This window comes from Trinickia sp., from assembly GCF_051954495.1.
In the GTDB taxonomy this organism is placed as follows: Bacteria; Pseudomonadota; Gammaproteobacteria; order Burkholderiales; family Burkholderiaceae; genus Trinickia.
This window is the reverse complement of record NZ_JBQCHR010000035.1, coordinates 21,947-47,465: the sequence shown is the minus strand read 5'-3', so window position 1 is coordinate 47,465 and position 25,519 is coordinate 21,947. Positions and strand designations below refer to the sequence as shown.

Annotated in this window: 28 protein-coding genes, 1 tRNA gene and 1 pseudogene; 18 read left to right on the top strand and 12 right to left on the bottom strand. The window is 60.4% G+C overall.

Annotation, left to right across the window (positions count from 1 at the left end):
* A partial coding sequence (locus tag ACTHNR_RS05895) for a bL21 family ribosomal protein (protein WP_440546615.1) occupies window positions 1-139 on the bottom strand: 139 nt, incomplete at its 3' end.
* A gap of 320 nt (window positions 140-459) precedes the next feature.
* On the opposite strand from ACTHNR_RS05895, the gene ACTHNR_RS05890 reads away from it, so the two are divergent.
* The 3 genes from ACTHNR_RS05890 (at window position 460) to ACTHNR_RS05880 (ending at window position 3,399) form a co-directional block, all read left to right on the top strand.
* The gene (locus tag ACTHNR_RS05890) at window positions 460-1,452 is read left to right on the top strand and encodes a polyprenyl synthetase family protein (RefSeq protein ID WP_440546614.1); all 993 of its coding nucleotides are present in this window, start codon (window positions 460-462) and stop codon (window positions 1,450-1,452) included.
* A gap of 39 nt (window positions 1,453-1,491) precedes the next feature.
* Window positions 1,492-1,568: transfer RNA gene (locus tag ACTHNR_RS05885), tRNA-Pro, on the top strand.
* Window positions 1,569-1,698: 130 nt separating this feature from the next.
* Window positions 1,699-3,399 (top strand): DUF6538 domain-containing protein, encoded by a 1,701-nt coding sequence (locus ACTHNR_RS05880; RefSeq protein ID WP_440546613.1) that lies wholly within the window; start codon window positions 1,699-1,701, stop codon window positions 3,397-3,399.
* A gap of 189 nt (window positions 3,400-3,588) precedes the next feature.
* Here the strand turns inward: ACTHNR_RS05880 and ACTHNR_RS05875 are convergent, their stop codons facing one another.
* Complete coding sequence (locus ACTHNR_RS05875; protein WP_440546612.1) at window positions 3,589-4,404, bottom strand: hypothetical protein; 816 nt, start codon at window positions 4,402-4,404, stop codon at window positions 3,589-3,591.
* 334 nt (window positions 4,405-4,738) lie between these two features.
* Here ACTHNR_RS05875 and ACTHNR_RS05870 point away from each other — a divergent pair, with 334 nt between their 5' ends.
* From ACTHNR_RS05870 to ACTHNR_RS05840, 7 genes are all read left to right on the top strand, one after another.
* The gene (locus ACTHNR_RS05870; protein ID WP_440546611.1) at window positions 4,739-5,122 is read left to right on the top strand and encodes a hypothetical protein; all 384 of its coding nucleotides are present in this window, start codon (window positions 4,739-4,741) and stop codon (window positions 5,120-5,122) included.
* Window positions 5,123-5,169: 47 nt separating this feature from the next.
* Window positions 5,170-5,346 carry a hypothetical protein gene (locus ACTHNR_RS05865; RefSeq protein WP_440546610.1) on the top strand — a complete coding sequence of 59 codons (177 nt, stop codon included), beginning with the start codon at window positions 5,170-5,172 and terminating at the stop codon, window positions 5,344-5,346.
* Between the two features lie 133 nt (window positions 5,347-5,479).
* Window positions 5,480-5,791: a helix-turn-helix domain-containing protein gene (locus ACTHNR_RS05860; RefSeq protein ID WP_440546609.1), complete on the top strand. Its 312-nt coding sequence runs from the start codon at window positions 5,480-5,482 to the stop codon at window positions 5,789-5,791.
* A gap of 410 nt (window positions 5,792-6,201) precedes the next feature.
* Window positions 6,202-6,771 carry a recombinase family protein gene (locus ACTHNR_RS05855; protein WP_440546607.1) on the top strand — a complete coding sequence of 190 codons (570 nt, stop codon included), beginning with the start codon at window positions 6,202-6,204 and terminating at the stop codon, window positions 6,769-6,771.
* Between the two features lie 44 nt (window positions 6,772-6,815).
* Window positions 6,816-7,706 carry a sce7726 family protein gene (locus ACTHNR_RS05850; protein WP_440546606.1) on the top strand — a complete coding sequence of 297 codons (891 nt, stop codon included), beginning with the start codon at window positions 6,816-6,818 and terminating at the stop codon, window positions 7,704-7,706.
* A 7-nt stretch (window positions 7,707-7,713) separates the two neighbouring features.
* A complete protein-coding gene (locus ACTHNR_RS05845) occupies window positions 7,714-8,649 on the top strand; it encodes a sce7725 family protein (RefSeq protein WP_440546605.1) in 936 nt (311 codons plus the stop codon).
* A gap of 5 nt (window positions 8,650-8,654) precedes the next feature.
* Window positions 8,655-9,677, top strand: a complete 1,023-nt coding sequence (locus ACTHNR_RS05840; protein ID WP_440546604.1) for an RES family NAD+ phosphorylase — start codon at window positions 8,655-8,657, stop codon at window positions 9,675-9,677.
* 492 nt (window positions 9,678-10,169) lie between these two features.
* Here the strand turns inward: ACTHNR_RS05840 and ACTHNR_RS05835 are convergent.
* The 4 genes and pseudogenes from ACTHNR_RS05835 to ACTHNR_RS05820 all read right to left on the bottom strand — a co-directional run.
* Window positions 10,170-10,335, bottom strand: a pseudogene (locus ACTHNR_RS05835) (disulfide bond formation protein B); the annotation flags it as partial.
* A 109-nt stretch (window positions 10,336-10,444) separates the two neighbouring features.
* Complete coding sequence (locus tag ACTHNR_RS05830; protein WP_427480456.1) at window positions 10,445-11,017, bottom strand: TetR/AcrR family transcriptional regulator; 573 nt, start codon at window positions 11,015-11,017, stop codon at window positions 10,445-10,447.
* 73 nt (window positions 11,018-11,090) lie between these two features.
* Complete coding sequence (locus tag ACTHNR_RS05825; protein ID WP_440546602.1) at window positions 11,091-11,582, bottom strand: DUF302 domain-containing protein; 492 nt, start codon at window positions 11,580-11,582, stop codon at window positions 11,091-11,093.
* Between the two features lie 60 nt (window positions 11,583-11,642).
* Complete coding sequence (locus tag ACTHNR_RS05820; protein ID WP_440546601.1) at window positions 11,643-13,124, bottom strand: amidase family protein; 1,482 nt, start codon at window positions 13,122-13,124, stop codon at window positions 11,643-11,645.
* Between the two features lie 1,082 nt (window positions 13,125-14,206).
* Here ACTHNR_RS05820 and ACTHNR_RS05815 point away from each other — a divergent pair.
* Window positions 14,207-15,073 carry a hypothetical protein gene (locus ACTHNR_RS05815; RefSeq protein WP_440546600.1) on the top strand — a complete coding sequence of 289 codons (867 nt, stop codon included), beginning with the start codon at window positions 14,207-14,209 and terminating at the stop codon, window positions 15,071-15,073.
* A 252-nt stretch (window positions 15,074-15,325) separates the two neighbouring features.
* Here ACTHNR_RS05815 and ACTHNR_RS05810 read toward each other — a convergent pair whose 3' ends face one another.
* The 3 genes from ACTHNR_RS05810 to ACTHNR_RS05800 form a co-directional block, all read right to left on the bottom strand.
* Entirely contained in the window at window positions 15,326-15,604 is a 279-nt protein-coding gene (locus ACTHNR_RS05810; RefSeq protein WP_440546599.1) for a hypothetical protein, read from the bottom strand.
* Window positions 15,605-15,651: 47 nt separating this feature from the next.
* Window positions 15,652-16,038: a DUF1778 domain-containing protein gene (locus ACTHNR_RS05805; RefSeq protein ID WP_440546598.1), complete on the bottom strand. Its 387-nt coding sequence runs from the start codon at window positions 16,036-16,038 to the stop codon at window positions 15,652-15,654.
* A gap of 122 nt (window positions 16,039-16,160) precedes the next feature.
* Window positions 16,161-16,406: a hypothetical protein gene (locus ACTHNR_RS05800; protein ID WP_440546616.1), complete on the bottom strand. Its 246-nt coding sequence runs from the start codon at window positions 16,404-16,406 to the stop codon at window positions 16,161-16,163.
* On the opposite strand from ACTHNR_RS05800, the gene ACTHNR_RS05795 reads away from it, so the two are divergent.
* The 7 genes from ACTHNR_RS05795 (at window position 16,318) to yacG (ending at window position 22,791) form a co-directional block, all read left to right on the top strand.
* Window positions 16,318-17,616: an HlyC/CorC family transporter gene (locus tag ACTHNR_RS05795; RefSeq protein WP_440546597.1), complete on the top strand. Its 1,299-nt coding sequence runs from the start codon at window positions 16,318-16,320 to the stop codon at window positions 17,614-17,616. The two genes, ACTHNR_RS05800 and ACTHNR_RS05795, sit on opposite strands and share 89 nt — an antisense overlap.
* 107 nt (window positions 17,617-17,723) lie before the next feature.
* Window positions 17,724-18,941, top strand: a complete 1,218-nt coding sequence (locus tag ACTHNR_RS05790; RefSeq protein ID WP_440546596.1) for a GspE/PulE family protein — start codon at window positions 17,724-17,726, stop codon at window positions 18,939-18,941.
* On the top strand, window positions 18,938-19,984 hold the full coding sequence (locus tag ACTHNR_RS05785) for a type II secretion system F family protein (protein ID WP_440546595.1): 1,047 nt from the start codon (window positions 18,938-18,940) through the stop codon (window positions 19,982-19,984). Before ACTHNR_RS05790 ends, ACTHNR_RS05785 begins: the two co-directional genes overlap by 4 nt.
* Window position 19,985: 1 nt before the next feature.
* A complete protein-coding gene (locus ACTHNR_RS05780; RefSeq protein ID WP_440546594.1) occupies window positions 19,986-20,936 on the top strand; it encodes a prepilin peptidase in 951 nt (316 codons plus the stop codon).
* Window positions 20,937-20,940: 4 nt separating this feature from the next.
* Window positions 20,941-21,552: a dephospho-CoA kinase gene (coaE, locus tag ACTHNR_RS05775; protein ID WP_440546593.1), complete on the top strand. Its 612-nt coding sequence runs from the start codon at window positions 20,941-20,943 to the stop codon at window positions 21,550-21,552.
* A 194-nt stretch (window positions 21,553-21,746) separates the two neighbouring features.
* The gene (gene zapD, locus ACTHNR_RS05770) at window positions 21,747-22,502 is read left to right on the top strand and encodes a cell division protein ZapD (protein ID WP_102609571.1); all 756 of its coding nucleotides are present in this window, start codon (window positions 21,747-21,749) and stop codon (window positions 22,500-22,502) included.
* Between the two features lie 97 nt (window positions 22,503-22,599).
* Window positions 22,600-22,791, top strand: a complete 192-nt coding sequence (gene yacG / locus ACTHNR_RS05765; RefSeq protein ID WP_325338602.1) for a DNA gyrase inhibitor YacG — start codon at window positions 22,600-22,602, stop codon at window positions 22,789-22,791.
* 88 nt (window positions 22,792-22,879) lie between these two features.
* On the opposite strand, the gene ACTHNR_RS05760 is transcribed toward yacG, so the two are convergent.
* The 3 genes from ACTHNR_RS05760 to argJ form a co-directional block, all read right to left on the bottom strand.
* Window positions 22,880-23,332 carry an NUDIX domain-containing protein gene (locus tag ACTHNR_RS05760; RefSeq protein ID WP_440546592.1) on the bottom strand — a complete coding sequence of 151 codons (453 nt, stop codon included), beginning with the start codon at window positions 23,330-23,332 and terminating at the stop codon, window positions 22,880-22,882.
* A complete protein-coding gene (locus ACTHNR_RS05755) occupies window positions 23,329-24,198 on the bottom strand; it encodes an ATP-binding protein (protein WP_440546591.1) in 870 nt (289 codons plus the stop codon). Before ACTHNR_RS05755 ends, ACTHNR_RS05760 begins: the two co-directional genes overlap by 4 nt.
* 78 nt (window positions 24,199-24,276) lie before the next feature.
* Window positions 24,277-25,518, bottom strand: coding sequence for a bifunctional glutamate N-acetyltransferase/amino-acid acetyltransferase ArgJ (argJ, locus tag ACTHNR_RS05750; RefSeq protein ID WP_440546590.1), 1,242 nt, complete (start codon window positions 25,516-25,518; stop codon window positions 24,277-24,279).
* Window position 25,519 lies beyond the last annotated feature (1 nt).

Sequence of the window (25,519 nt, the reverse complement as noted above, 5' to 3'; positions counted from 1 at the left end):
TCGATTCGCCTTCGCCTACCGCGAGAACCTGGTCGAGCGTGATTTCAGCGTCAATGTCTGCCGGTATCTGTTCTACTTTCAATTTTTCGCCGACAGCAACCTTATACTGCTTGCCGCCGGTTTTTATGACCGCGTACATTGGAGAACCTCACTCTGTGTGCGCCGCTTGCGCGGACGCCTTTTTCAAACCTGCTCATAGCCAGCCGGCTCTTCGACTGCGTCTAAGACTGCTGCCTGTACTGCTGCTTCTCAGACTGCTTCGTCAAACCGGCCTACTGCTTCTTTCCACGCACCGTGCGCGAAAACGCGTGATTATACATAGAGTTAGGCCCGCGGTCAAAGGCTGGTGCGGCCCGCCGGGCGACGCGCGCTCGCGCCGCGCGAAATCCAGCCGCCGCCGGCCCCCTCGGACCGCCGCATAACCCTTTATAATCCGCGGCACCACACATTTTTTTGATCATGTCGTCGACCGCCACCTCCCCCCCCAGCGCCGCCAACCTGCTCGCCCCGATCTCGGAGGACATGGAGCAGGTCAATCGCGTCATTCGGCAACGTTTGGCCTCCGAGGTGATGCTCATCAACCAGATCTCGGAATACATCATCGGCGCCGGCGGAAAGCGGTTGCGTCCCGCGCTGCTGCTGCTCGTCGCCGGGGCGCTCGGCGATACGACCGGGCATCGGCACGAACTCGCGGCGATCGTCGAATTCATCCATACCGCCACGCTGCTGCACGACGACGTCGTGGACGAGTCCGACCTGCGCCGCGGCCGTCAGACGGCTAATGCACTGTTCGGCAACGCGGCAAGCGTGCTGGTGGGCGATTTTCTCTACTCGCGTTCGTTTCAAATGATGGTCGGCATCGGCAAGATGCGCGTCATGGAAATTCTGGCGGAAGCGACGAACATCATCTCCGAGGGCGAGGTGCTGCAGCTGTTGAACATGCACGATGCCGACGTCGATGAAGCGCGCTACATGCAGGTGATCCGTTACAAGACGGCGAAGCTGTTCGAGGCGGCCGCGCAGCTCGGCGCCGTGATCTCGGGCGCCGACGCGCCGACGGAAGCCGCCGCCGCGGAGTTCGGCCGCCGGATCGGCACGGCGTTCCAGATCATGGACGACTGGCTCGACTACACGGGAACGGCCGAATCGATGGGCAAGAACGCCGGCGACGACTTGCGCGAAGGCAAGCCGACGCTGCCGCTCATTTATCTCATCGAGCGTGGCACGCCGGAACAATCGGCGCTCGCCCGCGAGGCGATCGAACAGGGCGGCACCGACCGTTTCGATACGATCTTCGAGGCCATCACACGCTCAGGCGCGCTCGACCACACGCTCGAGTGCGCCAAACGCGAAGCCAACGCGGCGGCCCAGGCAATTTCTTCGTTTCCCGATTCCATTTACAAAGAAAGCCTGCTAGAATTATGTTTTTACTCGACGGCCCGCCAGTCTTGAACGAGACTGAAACGCCGTAAGAGTCTAAGCAGTAGAATTCGGGGTGTAGCTTAGCCTGGTAGAGCGCTACGTTCGGGACGTAGAGGCCGGAGGTTCGAATCCTCTCACCCCGACCAGATTTTAAGGCTCGTAAGTCACTGATTGAATTGGGAAACCAAGCCGGTCAAGGACTTACGGGCCTTTGTCTTTTCCGGCATCGTCAATCTACCTTGTCAATTCGCGTGTCAAAATGTGCGGATGGACGACATGACGACGCTGCCTCCTGGACTAGAACCGCATCCCCAAAGCGGTATCTATCAACTCCGTATCGGCATCCCCAAGCATCTTCGACACCTGTTTCCTCGCACGCGTAGCGGCAAGCTGGCGACCGATGCTTATAGAGCCAGCCTCAAGACTCGCAACCGCGCTGAAGCGATCACAATCGCACACCGGCTGATAGCCGAACACCGAGTCCGGTTTCAGGCGCTGGAGGACAGTACGCGCCCCGCGCCATTCGTCCCGCTGTCAGAAGAGCTAGAGGCTTATATCGCCCAGGCCGTACAAAACCTGGTCTTGGCGCTGGATGAACAAACCCGTGTCACTCCGCTATTGGTTGGCGCCTACAGAGGCCAACGCTCTAATACCGCTGTGGCGACATGGGATCAAACGGGGGACTTCCTGACCCAAGAGCAGGCTGTAGCAGCGCAACGGTTTGACCAGGAACAGGCCTGGGCTTGGAAGGCAGCATTAGCTCGGGGAGACTTCTCGGCCACCCGTGAGTACGTAGACTTCGTTTGTGACCCTCTGTCTATTCGCGTGGAATGGGACACGACCGACGGTCGGCTGGCACTTCAGCGCATCACGCGGACTTTGGTTAGGGCCATGGATGCAGTGGCACAAAGAAGCCATGGTGAACCCGTAGATACGCCGCCTGCCCCCGTTATCCCCAAGGGGCTCACTCCCGACGACGAGCCCGCAAAGAAGACTCGGGAAGCACCCAAAACCGTTTGGGACATGGTGCCGTCCTGGCAGCAGTGGAACGGGTATGCCGAGACAGACAACCCTGTAAAGCGCACCCGGAAGGCGCTAGAGTTATTCGAGGAAGCGTGCGGCACAGTCCCCTTGAGCGATCTGACGCGAGCGACCGGAGCAGCCTTCGTCAAGTTCCTGTTAGACAGCAAGGCGCGGGGCTTTGGGGCCAAGACGGCTCACAATCATTACACCGCTGTCAATGCTTTAGTGAACACCGCCGTAAAGGATGGCATCCTCGACCGCAACCAGTTCACGGTTTCGTTCGATAAGACCAAGGGCGCGAAGAAACGCGAAGGATGGACCGATAACGAACTGGAGCTATTGTTCGGAGCGCCTCTGTTCTCCGACCGGATGGAGCAGGTGCACCACTGGGAAAATGTAACCCCCGAAGATGGTCGAGCTGCCGTGCTGCTGCTTCTGCATACCGGGGCTCGCATAGGTGAGATAGCGCAATTGCGTCGCGAGGACTTCCAAACTCGCCACGGTATCAAAACCGTTCGTATCACCGCTGAGGCCGGGACTGTCAAGACCGACGAATCGGAGCGTATCGTCGCGCTAGCTTCTCACCTGCTCGCGGACCCATGGTTCTCCGCGTGGCATGAGAGGATCGCGGGTAGTGCGGGCGGTGCGTTCCCGTCATTGAGCGGCCGAGCAACCGCACAGGGTGACACCTTGGGCAGATGGTTCCTAGAGCTTAGGCGCTCCCTCGGGTTGCCGACTGGTCGCCTTCACGGATCGCACAAATTTCGTCATTGGATACGCGGGGCGCTGGCCGATAAGGGAATCGGCACCGAAACGGCTGACTCAATCACGGGCCACGCCGCGCACGGCTCTAGCGGTCGAGTGGACTACACCAAGGCAGCAAGCCCCAAGACCATGCGCGAGGCACTAGACAGTCTTGAATGGCCCAGGATCACGGCAACACCTCGACCTTAACCCATGCCTAAGCACCCCTTTACCACGTAAGCGCCCGCGTCGGCGTGTGTCAGTGCGCATCAGGCCCGGCCGATACGGCGGCACTCAACACGCCGGCTCGCATCGCCATCCCTGAAAAAATGGTTCGGCCACGCTGCGTTGGCCGAACCCGGCATCATTTAATGGTTGTAAAAACCGGACGAATCCGTCTTAACGAGCGACAGCCGTGTCGGCGCCAAGGCGCTTCAGGCCGTCGACGAAACCGCCCACGTAATCCGGGCTGAATTCGAATATCAAACCTTTGCGGACCTCCTGCCCGACCGTCACCGGCTTGTAGCCGTCGCTCGTCGATTCGTATTTCGTCAGCGCACGGCCGGCGAAAATCCGGATCGGGCGATTCTGGCTATAGGCTGCCTCGACCTCCTGAACGGGCAAGGCAATCATCTGGGTCCACGAGGCCCCGCTACCGGTGCTGTTGAAGCATTCTAGGTTTTTGATCGTTTCACCGTTCATGTCGGACACGTGGTCTAGCGACTCGTAGGTGCCATCGTCCGTCACCAGCCAGAACTCAATGCCCTGGCCCGCATGGAAGCCGTGATAGCCGTGCTCGACCTCGTTGTCGGTCGGGCAGCGCTCCTCCGGATGGTTCGTGCGCCATGCATTCACGAAACCACCGTTCACGATCACGCCAGCGACGATCCGGTATGCCTGTGCATGCCCGGCCGTGTTGTAGTTCGTCGAGACCAATTGTAGATTCAGATCGAGCCAGCCGTGGAAATCCGGTTCATTGATGAACTGCTGTCGGTAAAACCGTGGTGCCGCATACTTCCGAACCATGTTGCAGCCGTAGCAGCCGGGATACCCCGTCTTGACCGCGACCTTCGCGGCGACTTGTTCCCGAGTGAGAGGTGTCGTATTGACTGCGCAGCCCGACAGCGCAATGACGCCCGTGAGCGACGCGGCAAGCAGAAGCTTCTTCATTGTTGATCCCCGAAATAAAAAACGATGCGCAGCGGCGGACAGCATCCTGTCCGCGGCATGGATGACAACAAATGGATAGGGAGCTTGAGTCTGACGCGCGATTCAGTTCAGGCGCGTGAGCAGTGCGTCACGGCGAAGTATTTCGACTTTGACTTCTCAATTTGTTTAGCCCCGAGGTGCTGTCTAGTTCTTCCGGTGCAAATTCTCATCGGAAAATTCCGTTATTTGTAGCTCTTATTAAGATAGATTGCTACGATATTCGTAGCTTGTCAACCGGCGGCACGGCGATGCCTGTGGACACCGTCCAGATCAGTCGATGTCTGTGACAAGCCAGCTTCCCGCAAGACGACCCAGAGACCCAAAGCATGCGAGGAACAATATGAAGTCGCTGATACTTTCCTATGGCCGATTGACCCAGGCTCCATTCATGGCGCGTGCGCTGGTGGGCCTGCTGACGTTTGCAGCAGCGGTTCTGATCGAGGTTTTTCTTGATGTTGTCTGGACGCATTTCCACATCAACCCCGCTATCGCTGACCGCTTCGTGCAGGCGATAGCCGCGCCCGTCGTAGGCCTGATGATTGCGCCCATGCTGTCTTTCCTCGCCCAGTTCTTTGACGGAGAGCGATCAGTCGGGCAACAGCCAAGCTGGCAATATGATCACTTCAGCAGGTGGGATGACGACGAAATATTGGATTTATATAAAGATCATGACAATCCAACGTATTCATGGATTCCGGGAAATCTTCACCATGACGACTCATGACGCTTGCGACACGATGTGGACCGCCTCTCACCAAAAAAGGATCAGCCATGAATGCCCTCATGCGAGAAATCGTCGAGGCAGCGAAGGAAAGCCCAAAGCTGTTTTTTGCACCGTTGGTCGGTGCCATTAAGGCCATCCGTCGCGAGATGGATCATCTAAGTGGCGGCAACCTGCGCGAACCAGGGACCACCAGTTCCCGCTCGACCACCGACGATCAGCGCTGAAGCGAATTTCAGACGCGCATGTGCCAGTTTGCGCCAATTTTACGGCCACCAGCCCCTAAAACGCTACGATATTTGCAGTATGCAAAAGGACACTTAGCTACGACATTCGTAACTCCGCTCACAGGGTTACGCAATGGCCGCAGCAGGACGTACCGTTTTCGGAGGCAGGCTCAAGGAAGCCCGCCTGCGCGCGGGCCTGTCGCAGAAAAAGCTCGGCATCGTCGCCGGCCTCGATCCCTCGGTCGCTAGCACCCGCATCAATCGCTACGAACTGGGTCTCCACAAGGTGGACTATGTGTTTGCCTGTCAGCTTGCCGTCGCTCTATCAGTGCCCACCGCCTACTTCTATGCTGAGGACGATCAGCTTGCCGAATTGATTTTGCTTTATGGGCAGGCCACTACGAAAGCACGATCGATATTGCTGACTATTGCTCGCGAATTGTAGATTATGGATATCTGCATTTCGCGGTCGGTTCGCTATTGTGCGGCGCAACAATTCTACGGGAATGGCAGGACTGCCAGATCTCTCAGAACCGGCCATCGTGCGACGGTCGAAAATTGCAGGTTGGACACTCAGGCGTCTGTGCTCAGCGGAAAGCAGTGTCGCGGGGGTCGCCAAGCCGATGAATTCGATCGATGCCTAAGAAGTGAATGCCCTTCTGCCGAGAGAAAGGTGTTCGACGACGCGAATCCCGAATCGGACCTTACGGCAATATAGTGGGCCAGTCCCCCGAGTTTCTCGCAGTGTCCGTCAAACGGTGGTTTTCTGAACACCCATAGTGTCCTTTTGGGGGCGCCGAAGCCGTTGATGAGTGTTAATATACGCGTCAACTTTTCAGTGTCCTGATCGCGTCAATGAATCAACGCATTGGGTACGCCCGCGTATCGACCGGTGACCAGCACGTAGATTTGCAGCGCGATGCCCTCATGCAGGCTGGGTGCGCGACGATCTACGAGGAAGCAGCCAGCGGTAAAAGTGCGACCCGTCCGGAGTTAGAGCAATGCCGAAAGGCGCTGCGGGCTGGGGATACGCTTGTCGTCTGGCGGCTAGATCGACTTGGCCGCAGTTTGCCCGACTTGGTACAGATCGTCGCCGATCTTGAGCGGCAAGGTGTGGGCTTTGAGAGCTTGACGGAGAAAATCGAGACAAGCAGCGCGGCGGGCAGGTTGGTTTTCCACGTGTTCTCGGCGCTGGCTGAGTTCGAGCGTGGCTTGATCCGGGAGCGCACGCAGGCCGGACTAGCGGCTGCTCGTGCGAGAGGCCGGTCCGGAGGCAGGAAGCCGAAACTGGACGAGCAGCAGGTGCGTGAAATCAAGGCGCTGTTGCGCGATCCAAGTATTCAGGTAGCCGATGTCGCTCGTCGTTATGGCGTGTCTCGAACAACCTTGTATAAGCACGTCGGTGTCGTAGCGCCAAGGCAATGAAGACACAGGATGCCCACAAAGAAACGCCCGGCTCAGGTGGGGGAATGAAAATCCACAGCACAGCGCAACTTTCTGCCTTGACTCGGCTGTTTTCCGCCGCGGTTTTCCGTGAAATGGCGACGAAAGGCCGATCCGGATTGTTCCGTCGACTGTTGGAGCAAACCGATCTGATCGAGCACGTTGGCCCGTACGCGACTGTTGGCGACACCTTCGATTCCGCGTTCGATATTTTGAAAATCGCGGGGCACCGTGACGAATACATCTATCGAGCAGCGATCAGTCAGAAAGTGTTGATGGGAACACACTCGCTCCGTACTGCCTCAATGCTCAATGAGTTTCGTGTCGGAAGCTGCAAGGCTGACCTCGTCATCTTGAATGGCACTGCGACCGTCTATGAGATCAAGTCGGAGCGGGATTCGCTTGCGCGGCTTGCTAATCAGATCGAGAACTACAAGCGAGTTTTCGCCAAAGTAAATGTGATCGCGAGCGAAGGCCATATCGAAGGCGTTCTAGACACGATTCCCGACGATGTGGGGGTGATGTGCCTTTCCAAGCGCTATCAGATTACGCCGGTGCGCGAAGCGGTAGACTGTCCGGCGCGGATTTGTCCTGTGACTGTGTTCGAATCTCTGCGCATGGCCGAAGGGATCGCAATCTTGCAGGCGATGGGCGTGACAGTACCTGAGCTTCCCAATACGCAGAAGCATGCCGCGGTGCGTGACCTCTTCGCCAAGCTCGACCCTGTTGCGCTACATGTAGAGATGGTACGGACGCTTAAGCGGACGCGTGATCTTGCGCCGCTCGGCGGCCTTGTCGATCGTTTGCCTAGGTCCTTGCAGGCTGCGGCGTTATCGGTATCGGTGCGCCGTTCTGATCATTCGAGACTGATTGATGCTATAGCGACTCCGCTGCGCGCGGCCACGACTTGGAGCTGATCGACGTATGTACCATCCCTATTTCCGCGGAAAACAATTTGAACTCATCACGATCCGCGAGATGGCGAAGTTGCTCGCTCAAAAGAACTTCATACCTGTGATTGAGCCGGTACGCGAGTCGCTCGGTGGCCTTAAGAAGACCTTGAGTACGGTATGCGACGCAGGCGGACACGCAATTGTTATCGTGAACCCCTATCACGGCGACCATCAGGAAGACGGGGCGAGCATCACTGGCCTCCTACAAGAAGACTTTAAGGGCGTGGACAAGATCTCCGCTGGCATCCTGTTGCGTAGCGACACGACGGTCGACGAAGTGATGGCCTGCTATGGTCAACACGCTGCTCATCATCCTGTTCTAATCCATGCGGGCTTCACTGAGCCCAAGGCGTTGGCGGCCAAGTTGGAAGTCGACATGCCCGGTCTCACCAACGTCTTCATCGAAGACCATGCCAAGCTGCTCTATCGGAAACATTTCGATCAGAGCACACGCATTCTCGTGCGTGACGGATTTAAGCGGCTGCGCAATGCCGATTATCCGGCGATGGAGGAGTTCTCCGATCTCCATGTTACCTACGGCGATCTCGGCATGACGGGTTTTGGCGATTTCCTGATCGTCGGCGACGTCTACAGCGAGGGTGGCGGTCCGGCCTATGCCGTAGCAATCCACCTGACCTTCATAGATCCTGACAAGGACGATGTCATGTACATCTATCACTTCGTCTCGGACACGAAGGACACGCCGACTGACCCCGCTGGCAAATTCGCCCAGGCGTTGGCCAAGTTGATAGCGAAGTTGGACAGCGGAACCTCGCATATTCTTGAGACTGATGCGATTAAGGAGTTCCGTGAGTTTCACGCTAAGGGTCATTTCCCGGGTCTTGGCTACGTCAAAAAGCTTTCGATGAAACATCACATCGAGACGCTTGCCGACTATCTTAGCTGAGCTACATGGCAACGCGTTTTTGCTGCCCGGAATGCTTTGATGATCGCGCCCTGCGCGATCAGCTTTTCCCTTCGCTCGATCCTGGTCATGGGACATGCGATTTTTGCGGGACCACGGATACCCAGCTCGTTGAGCCAAGCAAGCTCGCCAACTATTTCGAGCTTCTAGTGAATGTCTATGAGCCGAGTGCGGAAGGGAAGTCGCTGGTCGAATGGATGAAGGATGACTGGCAGCTCTTCAGCCATCAACGCATGGACATTGCCCACGCTAAAGAGCTTCTCGGTGAGATTCTCGATGACGGAGAGATCGTCCGGAACAGCTTTGCCCCGTCGGCAAGCTATATCAGCGAAGGCCTTGCGCAGTGGGACAAACTGCGCGACGAGATGATGTATGCAAATCGCTGGTTTCTCGATGTCGCCATCGACCTAGATCGTCTCCGCCAACTGCTTGACATGCTCCTTGCACCGAAATTGCCCCAACAGTGGTATCGCGCGCGAATTCGTAGCGAGGATCGGGTTTTCCCGGTCGAGGAGATGGGCGCACCGCCGAAGCGGCGCTCGTCACATGGCAGGGCCAATCCGGCGGGTATTCCTTACCTTTATCTGGGATCGCTTCCGGATACGGCTGTTGCCGAGATAAGGCCCCATACTGGCGAGTCTGCTTGTGTCGCGGATTTCATAGTCCCCGAGATCAAGGCTGTGGACTTGCGCAATCCGCGTAAGCTCGTGTCACCTTTCATCCTTACGGACGCGAGCGAGATCGGCCAGCTGCGTGCCGACTTACCTTTTCTTGAACGTCTAGGTGAGGAGTTGACGCGACCGGTTCAGCCGGCGGGGGCGGCGATCGACTATATTCCAAGCCAGTATCTTTGCGAATTCATTAAGAAGAGCGGCTTTGACGGCGTCGTTTATCGCAGTTCCGTTAGCGACGGCATCAATCTCGCGTTGTTCAATCCAGCAAAGGCGGTTGGTGGGAGCGTGGCGCTCTACAACGTGACCAAGGTGTCGGTCCAAGTGGCCACCGCCTGAGAATCTCTGCGCATAAGCACATGGTTGACGCTGGTTATCCTCGTAACCCAAACCGGAGTTCCAGTTTCACTGAATGCGCTGATTACGCGCGAGGGTGACAGCGTGAACCTCGGGGATACAGAGAGGTTTTCGGATGAGGCGCAAATTGCTTTTGCTCCGATTTATGCTGCGTGGGGGCGAGAAATCCCCAAAGCTTGGATCGACGCGACTATGAACGGCGCAGGCGATGCTGCTTCTGGTGACGACGCCATGACATCGGCTTGATTCGTTGGCGAACGTCTGAATTGGAGAATGTCGAGAGGCCGCAAAGGGTCGGTTTGGTGCATTCGTTCGCCTGTCGGCCCGGATTGGGACAAGCGACGAATGCGTACAGTCGGCCACGAAGGGACGTTGACGTAGCCGTCTCCCGGACGCTCGTGCGACCGCTTCGCCTTCGTGAACCGCCGTTCGATCATACCGATCTATCTTGCGTCGATGGCCCTAGTTCAAGGTTAAATGAACCACCGCAATGCCGCGCCAGCGATTGAGGCCAGCGCCGACAAATGCGAAGGAGGCCACAAGCAGAAAGAAGTACCGCCGCATGATGCACAGCGGGCAGGGGTCAGAACTGTAGATCCAGCGCACCGCCAAGGAGCCCAAGGCACATGAGGCCAAGCATCGCCAGAAGCCTTCGCTCGCGTTGCAGGAGGCGTTCATCTTCTGGCGTCGTGTCGCGGTCGGGGCGGTTGTTCAGTGGATGGCTACAATTTTTGCTGCCTGACATCATGTCATCCATGCGATAACGTCAGCGCTGCCTGCACACCGCCCTCTAATATTTCTTCTGCAAGTTCTGGATCTGACACAGCCCGAGCGATTTGCATCGTACCGACCATCAGGCCGAAAATCGCGGCCGCCTGCCGTCGGGCTTTGGCCGACCCAGGGTCGGGAAGCAGCGCTGCCAGACCCTCGCCATAAGAGAGATAGGCTGCCTCATACATCTTTCTTGTGGAGTCGGACTGGCGGCCGATCTCCGGCAGCAACGCCGCGGAAGGACAGCCGTCAGCGCCCCCGGAGAGGTGAGATGTGTTGAGGTAACGTCGAATAGCCTCTTCGATAGTGCGCGCCCCTGTCTGATCGTTGGTCAATGCACAATACTGTTCGTGCAATGCACTCGAAAGCGCCTCCTTGACCAAGGTTTCCTTTGAGTCGAAGTGGGGATAGAACGCACCGTTGGTCAGCCCACACTCTGACATGATCCCGGCCAGCCCTGACGCCGAAATGCCGTCCCGTCGGAAACGCTTCGCAGCGACGTCTATGATGCGTCTGCGCGTGTTTTCCTTGTGGCCTTTTTCGAAACGCATGAGTAGTTTTACCAAATCAGTTTAAGGCGGGCGCAGAACGGTCTGGATACCTGCTTCTGCGCCCTGTGTTAGATCACGACGCTGCTTCTTCGAGTACCGCGCGAAGGTCCTTGTCTAGTTGCTGGGCAACCGTATCGATGTCCGGGCTATTGAACTGTCCAAACGTTGACACGGGACGATCGTACTCGATAGACACAGCGCCATCCGCATCCTCACTAAGAAGCACACGAATGGGGGCGTACAGCCCCGCAGCGATTTTATGTCGCGTCATTTTAGATGCTGTGAGCGGATTGCCGATGTCGTATTGGATTGCGTGCCGACGCGGACCTATGATTCCGAGCAACGCCCCGTGGTCTCGAAAACCAAAGACCGACAGGGTGGGCAGTGCCTCCAGTTCTTTCAGCGCACGGGCAGTTTCGCCGTAACGCAGCAACGTGAAAATCCCATCATCTATACGACTTACCAATGTTTCCAGCTTCGCCTTCACGGAGGCGAATGAATGATGCGAACGGATCGTGACATGCTCAACGGAAATCGTTTCCGACAAATAATCAGGCTGGGACATTTCAATTCCTCAAAGTAGTGCAACCAATGAAGTCTGTGCAGCGAGGGCTTTTCAGGCTGATCAGACCGTTGCTTGCAACGTACCTAGGACGTTTTCCACGCGGCGGGCGACATAGAGAAGCGCTCTGTCTCGGCCGAAGGGACCGTCCATCTCTAGTCCGACCGGCAAGCCCTTGTCGGACAACCCGATCGGGAGGCTGATACCCGGAAGACCTGCGGCACTGGCGGGGATTGTGTTATTTGCGAGGACGAGTTGGCTCGTCTCTTGGCCACCCAGTATGATTCTGTCTTCTTGCCCGATCATCGGTGCAGTGGACGGCGTAGTTGGCAACAGCAGTGCCTCCGCGCCAGTACTCAGAAAAGCTTCGGCGTACCGACGCTTGATTTCCTTTCGTTCGGCTCCCAGCGCACGGTGGTAGACCTCGTCCGAGATATAGCCTTGACCGGTAGGCAGTACAAGTCGGGTCCATACATCCTTGAGTCCGGGCTTGAGGCTATCTACGATCTCATCGAACGAGATGGGCACATTGTTTTGCCTAATGAAACCTTCGACCGCTGCTTTCGTCTCGCGAAAGAAGATGTTCCACGTTGCGCTTAAAGCGCGGCCCGTGAAATCTTGCCCGAGGTCAACTTCCATCACCTTCGCACCAGCATCGCGAAGTTGACGGAGGGTTCGCTCGAACTGCGTGGCGACCTCAGGCGCAACCAGCTCCAGATACTGACGCGGGGCATAGGCCAGGGTAATGCCCTTCAGGCCCGCATGCGCATTGTTGTCAGGCGTTTCGTCTCGCGTCACCACGCGATCTATCAAGATGCAATCGTCGACGCTCCGGGCGAACACCCCGGTGGTATCAAGAGTGTGGGAGATTGGAGCCACACCACTGCGCGGCCAACGGCCGGTCGTGGGCTTGAATCCGACGACTCCACAAAGCGATGCGGGAACACGGATCGACCCGATCGTGTCACCGCCTAAGGACGCCGGCACGAGGCAAGCGGCAACTGAGGCGCCGCCTCCGCCAGAGGAGCCACCAGAGACATGACTTGTGTTGTGAGGGTTCTTCGCTTGGCCGTAGGCTTGATTGTGACCGGTCAAGCCAAAAGACATTTCGACTAGATTGTTTTTTCCGAAGACGATACCGCCACCGTCTTTGATAGCCTGTACGGCGTCGGCATCGTGCTCGGGCACAAAACTACCCAGCGCAGATAGACCAATGGTTGTACGAAGCCCCTTGGTAAGGTAACTATCTTTGATCGCAATCGGCACACCAAGAAGCGGCGCGGTCGATCCGGAGGCGATTGCTTTGTCAGCGTTCCTTGCAGCCTCCAGCACGGTCCCATCGTCAATAGTGATGAAGGAGTTTAGGTCGACATGGTCACGAGCCTGCTGCAAGAGTGCGCTCGCATACGACTCCGACGAGATTTCGCCCTTGCGAATGGCCTCGGCTGCTGCTGCGACGCCCAGCGATGCAAGTGTCTTCGTCGGGGTCTCTTTGTTTGCTTCGATAGTTTCCTGCATCGCATCCTCACTTTTCAGGGTATCCACCGCCTCCGAAGTTTTTAGGCCCCGGTCGGTATTGAATTACAATCGTAATTGTACATTACGATCATAATTCAACGGAGCGATGGTCGCAAGTGTCGGCTTGCCCCACGCAAGTTCTTGCGGGGCGCCAAGTCGCAGCACGCAGGAATGGAGGAGGGTTGGGCGGTGGCCGTGTTGAAGTAGGATCAGCGGATATGCGGTTCTCAACTGATCAACTGCTCCGCGCGCAGTAGCTTTGACAGGCCGTGGCCCCACACGGAAGCCAACCGGGAATGAACGGCACAGCGACGCCAGATCCAGTGACGCTTTGTGCACCGAAAGGAGCCATTACCGACCGATAGACTGTACGGCGGCTTCGGGTCGCACTCAGCCGGTCACCCTACTTCGATACCATCTTAATGCGAAGCCTGTCAGGCGGTAGCCGGCCAAGAGAGACGGCCGCACGACCGCCCTAAATCGTTGCCATTCTGGACGAGCAAACACAGGGACGTACGATTCAAAGCAAGAACAAACCGTGCGCTCGTGCCGACGACTCGATTGCGCTATCTCTTCGGTACACGTTTGCATACCGGTGGTTTACCGGGGACCCGCGAAGCGGGGCGCAGGGCCAGGCGGCCCGAAGCTCTGCCCGCCTCGCGGGCAGATGGGGGAGCCGCCAGACGCTGGGCGCCCCAGCGCCCAGAGGCCGCCCTAGCGGCCGGCAGTCTGGTGGGGGCGGAGCCCGAGCGCTGGGCGAAGCCCGGCTACCTGCTTGTTTTAGGTGCCCACTTGTGGGTACCGGTGAGGTCGTCCAGACCTCAAAAACAAGCAGGTAGCCGGGCTTTGACCGGCGCTCCCCCGAGGGTCGCGAAGCGGACCGCTGGAAGCCGCGCCAACGAGCGCGGCTGTGACGCCACCTGCCGGTATTCGAGGCGGGCGTCCACCCCGCCAGAAACGGGTATCCGGCCCTCTCGGGCCGGACGCCGAAGGCGCCTTTGTGGTCGATTCCCGGAGGGCGCAGGGGCCGGCATCGGCCCCGCAGTATTGTCTGTATTATTGTGTATGATCCAGTACATGCTTCACACAAGATCGAGCACATAACGCGTATGGATAATATCGACAGACAGGCCGCGTTTCGCGAGGCCATGGCAAAAGACAAAGAGCGCCGAGAGCAGACTCAGGCCGCGCGGGCTCGGCTGGCGGAAATCGTTGAAACGACCGGGGGCAATATGCGTGCTCGCGGAAGAATCAAAGAGGAAAAAGCTTTAAATTGGGTGTACAGATGGGGCTGGTCGACGCCAGGAATTATTGATTTGTGGTGCGGCGCGGCGAATAGAAACACGTCCACAAACCTGGTGAAAAAGGGCCTTCTGAAGACCACAGAAACGGGCTGGGACGGCACCAAAAACCGGCCCAAAAAGATACTTACCCTGACCGACCTGGGCCTCAGTTTTGCAGTGGAAAAAGCCACCAACTTGGTCAAGTACAAGGGCAGCTTTAGCAGCATAAATCTGCTCCATCTGAGGCATTATTTTTATGCCCAGTTGATGACACTGAACGCCGTCTCAAACGGCGAGATTATCGACTTCCAGACCGAGGCCGAATTCAACGAAAAATCGGAGAAAAACGAGAAACGCCCCGACGTGCTGTGGCACCTGCCAAGTGGAGAAGTCACAGGGGTTGAGGTCGAGTTGACCGAAAAGCATGGCCATGACCTGCTCAAGTTCGTCGACGACTCCACCATGCAGCTGTATATGGACGAAGCCCAAACGGGCCACGCGCCGCTGTTCACAAGGTTGATCATCGCAAGTACCAGCCAAGGCATCCTCAAACGCTATCAGGCAGCGTTTGCGCCGGGTCTGGAGACCCGGCAACCGGTAAAAAATGAAGCAGGCCGCTGGGTTTCCCGGCCAAGCGGCTGGAAAATCCCGCGCGACATCGGTGGCAAAATCTCGTACCAACTTCTCGACTAACCTGGAGGAAAACCGGCGCCTTCCGTGGTAAGCTGACGGCCAGTTACCTTGTCAATTCGACGCGCGTTTGACATTGACGAAGTGCCCGGAAAGCCTTATTCCATGGTCGATACAGAGAGGTTCGAATCCTCTCACCCCGACCAGAATTTCCTTGAGCTTCGCTTCCGTGCGAATCAAGACCGAAACCGTCCAGCTTGCTGGGCGGTTTTTTGTTTTTGGGCTTTGGTTCGATTTGCGGCGTCTCGCATACGTTCAGCGCAAGTCGACTCCCGCATGCTCGCGAGTGACAGCAAGACGACCGATCACGGAAACCGGGATCGCATTGGGCGCGTTGCGCCGCATCGCTGCCGGCGCCGCCGCTCGCTCAACGCCACCAGCCGCGATGCAGTAATAGCCCACCACGCGACGTCCTTCACCGACCACGTAAGTGCGGGAAAACCGACTTTCATTCTTTGCGGCGCGGTGCCGCAGCCAATGATTGAGCATCGGCTCACCGCAGTCGAACGCCGACACATCATGGTCGCCCGACAACGGGACAGGCGCCGAGAGCCGAGTCGATGCGCGCGGGGGCGCGCCGGCTACTTCTCCCATGCGGGAACTCGGCGCAATAACGAGCGCAGCTTTGGCCCTGGCGCAGGCGGGTCATCTATCACGCGGACAAACGCATCGAAGCGATCGGCATCGAGCATGAAAAGACGCTGATCGAGCAGAACGTCGATCGCCTGCTGCCGCGCGCACTCGAGCATGAACTCCGTTCGAGTCTTGCCGAGGACGGCCGCGGCTTCGTCGATCAGTTCGCGAGAACGTGTGTCGATGCGCAGATTGATGCTGTCTTTGGTTTCTGAAACAGACCGGGCGCGCTCGGTTGCATCAAGCGCAGGCTGCAATTTCTTCGAGGGGGGCGAGCGGTCTTTCGACATGCAGTCGAATATCCGCTCCTGTACCCACAGTGTCGATACGCTCATGGTGGCTCCACGGAAATCGGGCTCGCCTACTGAATCCGCATATCCTGCTTCCAAGCATAGTTGCGAGCGCCGAGCCGCACCTTAGCGGAAACCGGCGGCGCATTCACAAATGAAGCAAAAAATCAGACTAAAGAAAGGCCGAAGGCCCAGGCGGCGCTCTGCACCTCGCTCATCGAAAAACCGCGCGCCTGCCCCGCGGCATTTTTGCCCGCCCCAGAGCGATTGAACCGCTCTGCTATATTCTTGCCATCCCCTTTCATCGCCGCATCGGCATAACGCGTGGAACAACTTCCCTTGTGGGCGCAAATCGGCGCCGTCTTCCTCCTGCTGCTCTGCTCCGGCTTCTTCTCGATTTCGGAAACGGCCATGATGGCGCTCAATCGCCATCGCCTGAAATATCTCGCCGGCAAAGGCGCATTCGGCGCGAAAAGCACGCAAAGCCTGCTGGCACGGCCCGATCAACTGCTCGGCGTGGTGCTCATCGGCAACAACCTGCTGAACACGATCATCCCCGTGCTGACGACGTCCATCGCGCTGCATACGTTCGGCCGCGACAACCTCGTGCTGTCGATCGCCACCGGGATCGTCGCCTTTCTGATCATCGTCTTTGCCGAAATCACGCCGAAAATCGTCGGCGCGACATATCCCGAGAAAATCGCGTTGCCCGCCAGCGTGATCATCGGGCCGCTCATGCGCGCACTCAAGCCCGTGGTCTGGTTCGTGAACCTTTTTTCGAACACGATCCTGCTTGCGCTGCACATCAACACTAAGGGCGGCCGGGAGCATCGGCTCAGCACGGAAGAGTTGCGCGCGATCGTGCTCGAATCGGGTAGCTTCATGCCGACCAAGCACCGCAGCATCCTGCTCAACCTCTTCGATCTCGAAAACATTTCGGTCGATGATGTGATGATCCCGCGCCGTCGCATCGAATCGCTCGATTTCGATGCCCCCTTCGAGGAAATCCTGCATCAGCTGGAAACCTGCTATCACAATAAGCTGATCGTCTATCAGGGCGATATCGATCAGGTGCTCGGCGTGCTGCACGTGCGCAAGACGCTGGCCGCTCTGCACAACCAGGAACTCACGCGCGAAACGCTGCGCGAGCTGTTGACCGAGCCCTACTTCGTCCCATCCGGCACGCCCGTGTTTCAGCAGTTGCAGTACTTTCAGGAGACGCGCCACCGCTCGGCGCTCGTCGTCAACGAATACGGCGAGCTGGAGGGCCTCGTGACGCCGGAGGACATCATCGAGGAGCTGATCGGCGAGTTCACCACGTCGATCCCGCGCAGCGCCGCCACGCGCACCGGTTGGACGGAAAACGGCGATTGCATCGTCGCGGGCAGCATGCCCCTGCGCGAATTGAACCGCTGGCTGCAGTTGACCCTTCCCACCGACGGCCCCAAAACGCTGAACGGGCTGATTCTCGAAACGCTCGAGGAAATTCCCGAGGGCGACGTGTGTCTGCAAATCGGCGACGTGCAGCTCGAAGTGCTGCAGAGCGACGATCAAGCGGTGCGCACGGTCAAAGTGTTCAAGCCGCGTGCGCGCGCCGCCGTCGCTAAAGCGTCGCAATCGTAGCGGCGGCACATCGGGCCGCGCCGACCGTTCGGCCTAGTGGCGCCGAACCGTCCGCGCGGGCGATCATCGCCGCTTCGCACTTGACGGCGGCGGCATGCCGCGCTTCGATGTCCACCTCCTTATCGCTTTACCCGCACGCCGAGTTCGGCGTCGCCGATGAAGGGCCCGCAGCTCACCTTTTCGCGCACACGCTCGAACACGCGGTTCGGCGCGGGGCCTCGGATATTCACGTCGAACCCGGCGAGGCCGGCTGGCGCATCCGGTTGCGCGTCGACGGCGTGCTGCACGAGCTGCCGGAGCCGCCTGGCCACCTGCGCGACGCGTTCGTGACGCGTGTGAAGGTGCTCGCGCGTCTGGACATCGCCGAGCGGCGGATTCCGCAGGACGGTCGGCTGCGGCTCGCCGTCGCGCCGGGCAAAATCGAAGACTATCGCGTGAGCACGTTGCCGACCGTGCACGGCGAAAAGCTCGCGCTGCGCCGCCTCGAAGCGCTCCCCACCGATTTGTCGCTCGAGGCGCTCGGCTTCGACGCATGGCAACGGCCCCGTATCGAAAAGGCTATCCGCGCGCCGCACGGGCTCATCCTTGTCACAGGCCCCACCGGCAGCGGCAAGACGCTCTCGCTGTACGCGTTCTTGCAGTTGCTCAACCACCGCTCGCGCAACGTGTGCACCGTCGAGGATCCGGTCGAGATCGAGCTTGGCGGCGTCAACCAAGTCAGTGTGCGCGAGAAGACCGGGCTCACGTTCGCCGCGGCATTGCGAGCCCTGCTTCGGCAAGATCCGGACGTCATCATGGTCGGTGAGATTCGCGACGCCGAGACGGCCGACGTCGCGCTCAAAGCCGCGCAAACCGGGCATCTCGTCCTGGCGACGCTGCATACGAACGACGCGCCCGGCGCCATCGGCCGCCTGCTCGATCTGGGCGTCGCCCCGTACACCCTGGCCGAGACGCTCAAGCTCGTCACGGCGCAGCGGCTCGCGCGACGTCTGTGTGCGCATTGCCGTGCGCCGGCGCCCGTTCCGCGCGCGGCCCTCGTTGCCGCCGGGCTCACCCGCGAACCGTCTGCCGCCTGGGCGCCGTATGGGCCGCGCGGCTGCGCGGCTTGCCATGGCACGGGTTACCGCGGGCGCATCGGCCTACACCAAATCATGCCGGCGTCGCGCGCCCTCTGCGATCTCGTGAGCGCCGGCGCGAACACCCAAACCATCGCGCGGCAAGCAAAGGCCGACGGGAGCGGGTGTTTGCGCCAGGCGGCGCTCGCCCGCGTCATCGAAGGGGTCACGAGCCTTGTCGAGGCGGTGGCGGTCACGGATACGGCATGATTTTCAAAAAGACGAGTGCGCGTGAGGTCACGGCGTTGACGCGGCAGATGGCAAGCCTGCTGAGCGCGGGTTTGCCGCTGGTGCAGGCGCTCGAGCTATTGAGCCGCACGTCGAGTCGCGGCGCGCTATCGAGCGTGGCGGGCGGGCTGGCTCGCCGCGTATCGAGCGGTGAGCGGTTCGCGCAAGCGCTCAGCGCCTATCCGAGTCAGTTCGACCGGCTCTACCGCGAGCTGACGATGATCGGCGAAGCCTCGGGCACCCTGGCGCACGTGCTGGCTCGGCTGGCCGAGCACCGCGAGCGCGCGGCGGCCCAGCGCGCGAAACTCCGTGCCGCACTCGCCTATCCGTGCGCCGTGCTGTTGCTGTCGGCCGCCGTGACGGCCGCGTTGCTGGCGCTTGTGGTGCCCACGTTCGAACACGTTTTCGACAGCTTCGGCGCCGCGCTGCCCGCCCCAACGCGCGCAGTGATGGCGTCATCGAACGCCGTCCGTCGCTGGGGGCCACTTTGCTTGGCCGTCTGCGGCGCATCGGCGCTCGCGGGCGCGCGCCTCGTTCGCCACGTGCCGGCGTGCAGGGCGGCCCGCGACCGGTTGCTGCTGGCCGCGCCGGTCATAGGCCCGCTCGCGCGAGCCGTGGCCGCGGCGCGCTGGTCGCGCTCCCTCGGCACACTGCTCGCCGCGGGCACACCGCTCGCCGATGCGCTCAACGCGCTCTCGCACGTCACGGGCAATGCCGCGTTCGACGCAGCGAACTTCCATATCCAAGCACGCCTGCGGCGCGGCCAACGGTTGGCGCAAGCGCTGCGCGCCATCGGCTGCTTCCCCGAGGCCCTCGTCGAGCCCCTGGCGGTGGCCGAGGAAACGGGCACGCTCGACACCATGCTGCTCGATTGCGCGGCGCTGGCCGAACGCGAGGTCGACGAAAAACTCGCCCTCGCCTCCGCGTGCGCCGAGCCGCTCATCGTCATCGTTCTCGGGCTTGCAGTCGGCGCGCTCGTCGTCGCGCTCTATTTGCCCGTCATTGAATTGGGCAACGTGGTGTAGCATGCCCCCCATTCGCCATTCGGCCATGATCACGACCCCATCCGTGTACGCTTCGTTCGTCAGCGATCCCTTCTCGCGCCTTACCATCGGTATCGGGGCTGCCTTCGGCACGCTGCCGCCCGTCTGGCAGTTCGCGTTCGCCATCGTATTCGGGCTTGTCGTCGGCAGCTTCCTGAACGTCGTGGCGCACCGGCTGCCCGTCATGCTGGAACGCGCGTGGCGCCTCGAGATCAGCGAAGCGACCGGCGTCGCGGCCAACGGGGACACGCTTCCGTCGCGCTACAACCTCTGTGTACCGCGCAGCGCCTGTCCGCACTGCGGTCACGTCCTGCGCGCCCACGAAAATATCCCCTTGCTCAGCTACGTGTTGCTGCGCGGGCGTTGCTCGGCGTGCCACGCGCCGATCGGCGCACGCTATCCGCTCGTGGAGATCGCAGGCGCCGCCGCGGCGGCTGGGGCGCTGGCGGCTTTCGGTCCGACAGGCACAGGCTTCGCCGCTTTCGGGCTCACGGCGGCTTTGATCGCCATGAGCGCCATCGATGCCGAGACGCGCCTGCTGCCGGATTCGCTGACGCTGCCGCTGCTTTGGGCCGGCCTTATCGTCAACTTCGGCGATACGTTCGCGAGCCTGCGGGCGGCCGTGGCGGGCGCCATCGCCGGCTACGTCTTTCTATGGTGCATCTACTGGCTGTTCCGGTTCGCGCGCGGCATCGAGGGCATGGGCTACGGCGACTTCAAACTGCTCGCGGCGCTGGGCGCTTGGCTCGGATGGGCGGCATTGCCGCAGATCGTGTTGATCGCGGCGGTCACCGGCGCGGTGGCGGGCCTCGTCGCGATGTGGTCAGGGCGGCTTCGGTTCGAAGAACCGCTGCCGTTCGGTCCGTTTCTCGCGCTCGGCGGCCTCGTGACGCTGTTCGCCGGCACACCGATCTTTCATTGGCTGGGGAGCTGACGACATGTTCGCCGTGGGGCTCACAGGCGGCATAGGCAGCGGCAAGACGACTGTCGCCGACCTTTTCGCAAAGCACGGCGTCGCCGTCGTCGACACCGATGTCATCGCGCATCGAATCACTGCGCCGGGCGGCGCCGCCATGCCGCTCATCGTGCACGCATTCGGTGCGACGTTCGTCGCGCCCGACGGCTCGCTCGATCGCGCCAAGATGCGCGCACTCGTGTTTTCGGACAACGAGGCGAAAGCGAAACTCGAGGCCATCACGCACCCGCTCATCCGCGCCGAAACGGAACGCGAACGCGAGGCGGCTACCGGCCCCTACGTCGTCATCGTCGTACCTTTGCTCGTCGAATCGGGTGCGTGGAAGACTCGCGTCGATCGCGTCCTGGTCGTCGACTGCGGCATCGAGACGCAAATCGCACGCGTCATGCGACGCAACGCGTTTTCGCGAGAACAAGTGCTCGCGATCATCGCGCGGCAGGCGACACGCGAAGCGCGGCTCGCGGCCGCGGACGATGTCGTCGTCAACGACGCCACGCCGATGGAGCAGTTGTCCTCGGAGGTACGGCGTTTGCACCGGCGTTATGTCGGGCTCGCTCGCGCGGCATCGCGCTGAATGCGAGCCCGCGTGAAAGCGTACCGAATACCCAGTTGCCGAAAGTGTCGGCTAAGTCGCGCGTATACCTTCCGCAAACGCTCGCTTTCGTCAAAATGCAGTAAAAAGTGCCCGATTCATCGATTGCGGGGGGCAATCCACAGCATTAGAATGTCCTGCAATCCCATCACCGACAACGCCAGGGGCGAGTGCGCTTGATTCTTTACGAGTATCCGTTCAACGAGCGAATTCGCACGCTGCTGCGCCTCGAAGATTTGTTCGAGCGCTTCACGTTCTTTTTGAATCAAGACGACGCGAGAGAGCATCACGTCGCGCTGACGACGCTGTTCGAAATCGCGGAAGTCACCGGCCGCGCCGATCTGAAGTCGGATCTGATGAAGGAGCTCGAGCGGCAGCGCCAAACGCTCGCGCCGTTCCGCGGCAATCCGGGCATCGAGCAAAATGCCCTGGAAGCCGTGCTCGGCGAAATCGAGCAAACGCTGGCGGGGCTGGCCCAAATGCAAGGCAAGACGGGTCAGCATCTCTCGGACAACGAGTGGCTCGCGAGCATTCGCAGCCGCGCGATCATCCCCGGCGGTACCTGCGAATTCGACCTGCCCTCGTACTATGCCTGGCAGCAATTGCATCCGGATCAACGCCGGCAGGACATCGCCAAGTGGATCACGCCGCTGCTGCCGCTGCGCGACGCCGCATCGATCGTGCTGAGGCTCGCTCGCGAATCGGGCCAAGCATCGAAGGTGATGGCGATGCAAGGCAGCTACCAGCAAATGCTGTCGGGCCGCACCTATCAGCTGATGCAGGTGCGGATCTCGCCCGAGCTGCGCGTGATTCCCGAGGCGAGCGCGAACAAGTACATGCTCTGGGTACGTTTCACGGTGCAAGACGGCGATCTGCGCCCGCGGGCCGTCGACGTCGACGTACCGTTCCAATTAACGCTTTGCAGCCTGTGACACGGCGTTCGGCTCAGACCGGCGCATGAACGTTCGCCACCGGCTCGGCGCCTCGCCGGAGCCGCCTGGGCCGGCTTCAAGACAATCGATCGACAGTATGGTTACCGTTGTCAAATGCCCGACTTGCGGGAAAGACGTGCGCTGGACGCCCGAGAACCGCTTTCGCCCGTTCTGCTCGGAACGGTGCAAGCAGATCGACCTCGGCGCATGGGCCAATGAAAAGTATCGGATCGGCGGCACCGACGAGGAACCGCCTTCGGACGAGGACAAGCACGGCGATTTGAATTGAGGGGCGAATCTCGGTCCGTAGCGTCGGATTCACGTCGAATGCACGCCCCACTCACGGCGGTGTCGGTCGCCCCTGCCGTCGCTGCCGCTCAGCGGCCCGTGTTTCGCTCGTCGGCCGCAAGCAATTCCAGCACGGGAATGGCCGCGGGCAGCAACGGCGCCACGTCGACAGGTAGCCGCTGCCAGCTGAAGGCTTGGCCTTCACGGCCATGCGGTTCGCCCGTCCAACCCGTCACCTTGCAGAAATGCAACCGCACGTAGGCATGCGGATAGTCGTGCTCCAACGTGTGCCATTGATGGCATGCCGTCACGACGATGCCGAGTTCCTCGTGCAATTCTCGGGCGAGCGCTGCCTCGACCGTTTCGCCCGGCTCGAGCTTCCCCCCCGGAAATTCCCAGTACCCTTCGTACGGCTTACCCGCGGGCCGCTGCGCAAGCAGGTAGCGGCCGTCCGGCTGGACGAGCACGCCCACCGCGACAGCCGTCACAGGACGTCCCGACGGCGAACGCTCGACTATCGTCGCATCATGCGGCTGGCTCATGCTTGCGCCCTTCGCCCCGACCAGTCGCGAGCGAACTGCCAAGCCACGCGGCCCGAGCGCGATCCGCGCTCCAGTGCCCAAACGAGCGCGTCGCCGCGTGCGTTCTCGACGTCGTCGTCGCTGCAGCCGAAATGCCGCAGCCAGTGGCCGACGATCGATAAGTAGTCGTCCTGCTTGAACGGATAAAAGCTCACCCACAGCCCGAAGCGCTCGGACAACGAGATTTTTTCCTCGACGACTTCGCCGGGGTGAATTTCGCCGTCGGACGTATGCTTGTACGTTTCGTTGTCGCTCATGTACTCTGGCAACAGGTGGCGCCGGTTCGACGTTGCGTAGATCAGCACGTTGTCGGATTGCGCCGAGATCGATCCGTCGAGCGCCACTTTCAAGGCTTTGTAGCCCGATTCGCCTTCCTCGAACGACAGGTCGTCGCAAAAGACGATGAACCGCTCGGGCCGCGGCGCGATGAGCTCCGTGATGTCGCCGAGATCATGCAGGTCGTCCTTGTCGACTTCGATCAGACGCAACCCATCCTTCGCGTAGGCGTTCAGGCACGCCTTGATCAACGAGGACTTGCCCGTGCCTCGTGCGCCTGTGAGCAGCACGTTGTTCGCGGGCTGCTTGCCGACGAACTGGCGCGTATTTTGTTCGATCAAGCTCTTTTGGCGATCGATGTTCCGCAAGTCCGCCAAAGTGATGGACGACACCGCGGGCACCGGCTGCAGATAGCCGCGACCTTGACGCTTGCGCCAGCGAAATGCCACGGAGGCCGACCAATCGATGCTGGGCGCCGCTGGAGGCAGCATAGCCTCGAGACGGCCGAGCAGCGACTCGGCGCGGATCAAAAACTGTTCGAGTTTGTCCATGAGCGGTAGGGCGAGCGCCGCAGAGGGCGGCGCAGTGAAAATGCGAGGTGCGTGACCGTGCGGCCGGGCAGCCGAACGTCAAGAACGGTAGTCGGCGTTGATCGAGACGTAGTCGTGCGATAGATCGCAAGTCCAAATCGTGGCCTGCGCCGACCCGCGGCCCAATAGCACGCGGATGAGTATCTCGCTTTCCTTCATCACGCGCTGACCGTCCTCTTCGCGGTATTGCGGATGGCGACCGCCCGCGGTCGCGACATGAACGTCCCCGAGGTAAAGATCGATCGTCGATACGTCGAGATCGTCCACGCCGGCATACCCGATCGCCGCCAAGATCCGGCCGAGATTCGGGTCCGACGCATAGAAGGCGGTCTTCACCAGCGGTGAATGGCCGATCGCATAGGCGATCCGACGGCACTCCGCTTCGCTCGCCCCACCCTCGACCTGCACCGTCATGAACTTCGTCGCGCCTTCTCCGTCCCGCACGATCAATTGAGCGAGCGTTTGCGCAAGACGCACCACGGCATCGCGAAGCGCCGCATAGGCAGGGCCTGCGGTCGACGTAATCGCAGGCAAGCTCGACTTGCCCGTTGCCATCAGGATGAACGAGTCGTTCGTCGAAGTATCGCCGTCGATCGTGATGCAGTTGAACGAGCGATCGGCGACATCCTTGACGAGCGTGTCCAGCACGCTCTGCTCGACGGCAGCGTCGAGCGCGAGAAAGCCCAGCATGGTGGCCATGTTCGGCTTGATCATGCCCGCGCCCTTGCTGATACCCGTCAGCGTGACCGTGTGGCCTTCGATCGTCACCTGCGCGGACGCCGCCTTCGGCAACGTATCGGTCGTCATGATCGCCTGGGCGGCCTCGTACCAGTGCGCGGCCGCGCGACTTTCGAGGGCCGCCGGCAGCCCCGCCGTGAGCCGATCGATCGGCAGCGGCTCGAGAATCACGCCGGTCGAAAACGGCAGGACCTGCTCCGGAGCAATGCCCGCCAAACGGGCGAGTTCGACACACGTCTCGCGCGCGTGAGCAAGGCCCGGCTCGCCGGTCCCGGCGTTCGCATTACCCGTGTTCACGACGAGTGCACGGATGCCCTTGCCGCCTTCACGCACTTGCGAAAGGTGTGCTCGGCAAACCGTGACAGGAGCCGCGCAAAAGCGGTTCGACGTAAATACGCCGGCCACCGTCGCGCCCTCGTCGAGCGAGATGACGAGCACGTCCTTGCGGTTCGGCTTGCGAATGTTCGCCTCGGCATAGCCCAGCGCCACGCCGGCGACGGGATGAAGTTGCGAGGGATCGATCGAAGGGAAATTGACGGCCATG

Excerpts from the sequence above, each read along its gene's own strand:
- ACTHNR_RS05850 (WP_440546606.1), top strand. The coding sequence starts at position 6,816 with ATGAAAATCCACAGCACAGCGCAACTTTCTGCCTTGACTCGGCTGTTT.
- ACTHNR_RS05855 (WP_440546607.1), top strand. The coding sequence starts at position 6,202 with ATGAATCAACGCATTGGGTACGCCCGCGTATCGACCGGTGACCAGCAC.
- coaE (WP_440546593.1), top strand. The coding sequence starts at position 20,941 with ATGTTCGCCGTGGGGCTCACAGGCGGCATAGGCAGCGGCAAGACGACT.
- yacG (WP_325338602.1), top strand. The coding sequence starts at position 22,600 with ATGGTTACCGTTGTCAAATGCCCGACTTGCGGGAAAGACGTGCGCTGG.
- ACTHNR_RS05865 (WP_440546610.1), top strand. The coding sequence starts at position 5,170 with ATGAATGCCCTCATGCGAGAAATCGTCGAGGCAGCGAAGGAAAGCCCA.
- ACTHNR_RS05785 (WP_440546595.1), top strand. The coding sequence starts at position 18,938 with ATGATTTTCAAAAAGACGAGTGCGCGTGAGGTCACGGCGTTGACGCGG.
- ACTHNR_RS05825 (WP_440546602.1), bottom strand. The coding sequence starts at position 11,582 with ATGTCCCAGCCTGATTATTTGTCGGAAACGATTTCCGTTGAGCATGTC.
- ACTHNR_RS05845 (WP_440546605.1), top strand. The coding sequence starts at position 7,714 with ATGTACCATCCCTATTTCCGCGGAAAACAATTTGAACTCATCACGATC.
- ACTHNR_RS05760 (WP_440546592.1), bottom strand. The coding sequence starts at position 23,332 with ATGAGCCAGCCGCATGATGCGACGATAGTCGAGCGTTCGCCGTCGGGA.
- argJ (WP_440546590.1), bottom strand. The coding sequence starts at position 25,518 with ATGGCCGTCAATTTCCCTTCGATCGATCCCTCGCAACTTCATCCCGTC.
- ACTHNR_RS05780 (WP_440546594.1), top strand. The coding sequence starts at position 19,986 with ATGCCCCCCATTCGCCATTCGGCCATGATCACGACCCCATCCGTGTAC.
- ACTHNR_RS05830 (WP_427480456.1), bottom strand. The coding sequence starts at position 11,017 with ATGCGTTTCGAAAAAGGCCACAAGGAAAACACGCGCAGACGCATCATA.
- ACTHNR_RS05800 (WP_440546616.1), bottom strand. The coding sequence starts at position 16,406 with ATGGCCGTTTCCGAAATCGAGAAGAAGCCGGAGCAGAGCAGCAGGAGG.
- ACTHNR_RS05870 (WP_440546611.1), top strand. The coding sequence starts at position 4,739 with ATGAAGTCGCTGATACTTTCCTATGGCCGATTGACCCAGGCTCCATTC.
- ACTHNR_RS05755 (WP_440546591.1), bottom strand. The coding sequence starts at position 24,198 with ATGGACAAACTCGAACAGTTTTTGATCCGCGCCGAGTCGCTGCTCGGC.
- ACTHNR_RS05875 (WP_440546612.1), bottom strand. The coding sequence starts at position 4,404 with ATGCTGTCCGCCGCTGCGCATCGTTTTTTATTTCGGGGATCAACAATG.
- ACTHNR_RS05815 (WP_440546600.1), top strand. The coding sequence starts at position 14,207 with ATGGATAATATCGACAGACAGGCCGCGTTTCGCGAGGCCATGGCAAAA.
- ACTHNR_RS05790 (WP_440546596.1), top strand. The coding sequence starts at position 17,724 with ATGTCCACCTCCTTATCGCTTTACCCGCACGCCGAGTTCGGCGTCGCC.
- ACTHNR_RS05890 (WP_440546614.1), top strand. The coding sequence starts at position 460 with ATGTCGTCGACCGCCACCTCCCCCCCCAGCGCCGCCAACCTGCTCGCC.
- ACTHNR_RS05860 (WP_440546609.1), top strand. The coding sequence starts at position 5,480 with ATGGCCGCAGCAGGACGTACCGTTTTCGGAGGCAGGCTCAAGGAAGCC.
- ACTHNR_RS05840 (WP_440546604.1), top strand. The coding sequence starts at position 8,655 with ATGGCAACGCGTTTTTGCTGCCCGGAATGCTTTGATGATCGCGCCCTG.
- ACTHNR_RS05805 (WP_440546598.1), bottom strand. The coding sequence starts at position 16,038 with ATGAGCGTATCGACACTGTGGGTACAGGAGCGGATATTCGACTGCATG.
- ACTHNR_RS05880 (WP_440546613.1), top strand. The coding sequence starts at position 1,699 with ATGACGACGCTGCCTCCTGGACTAGAACCGCATCCCCAAAGCGGTATC.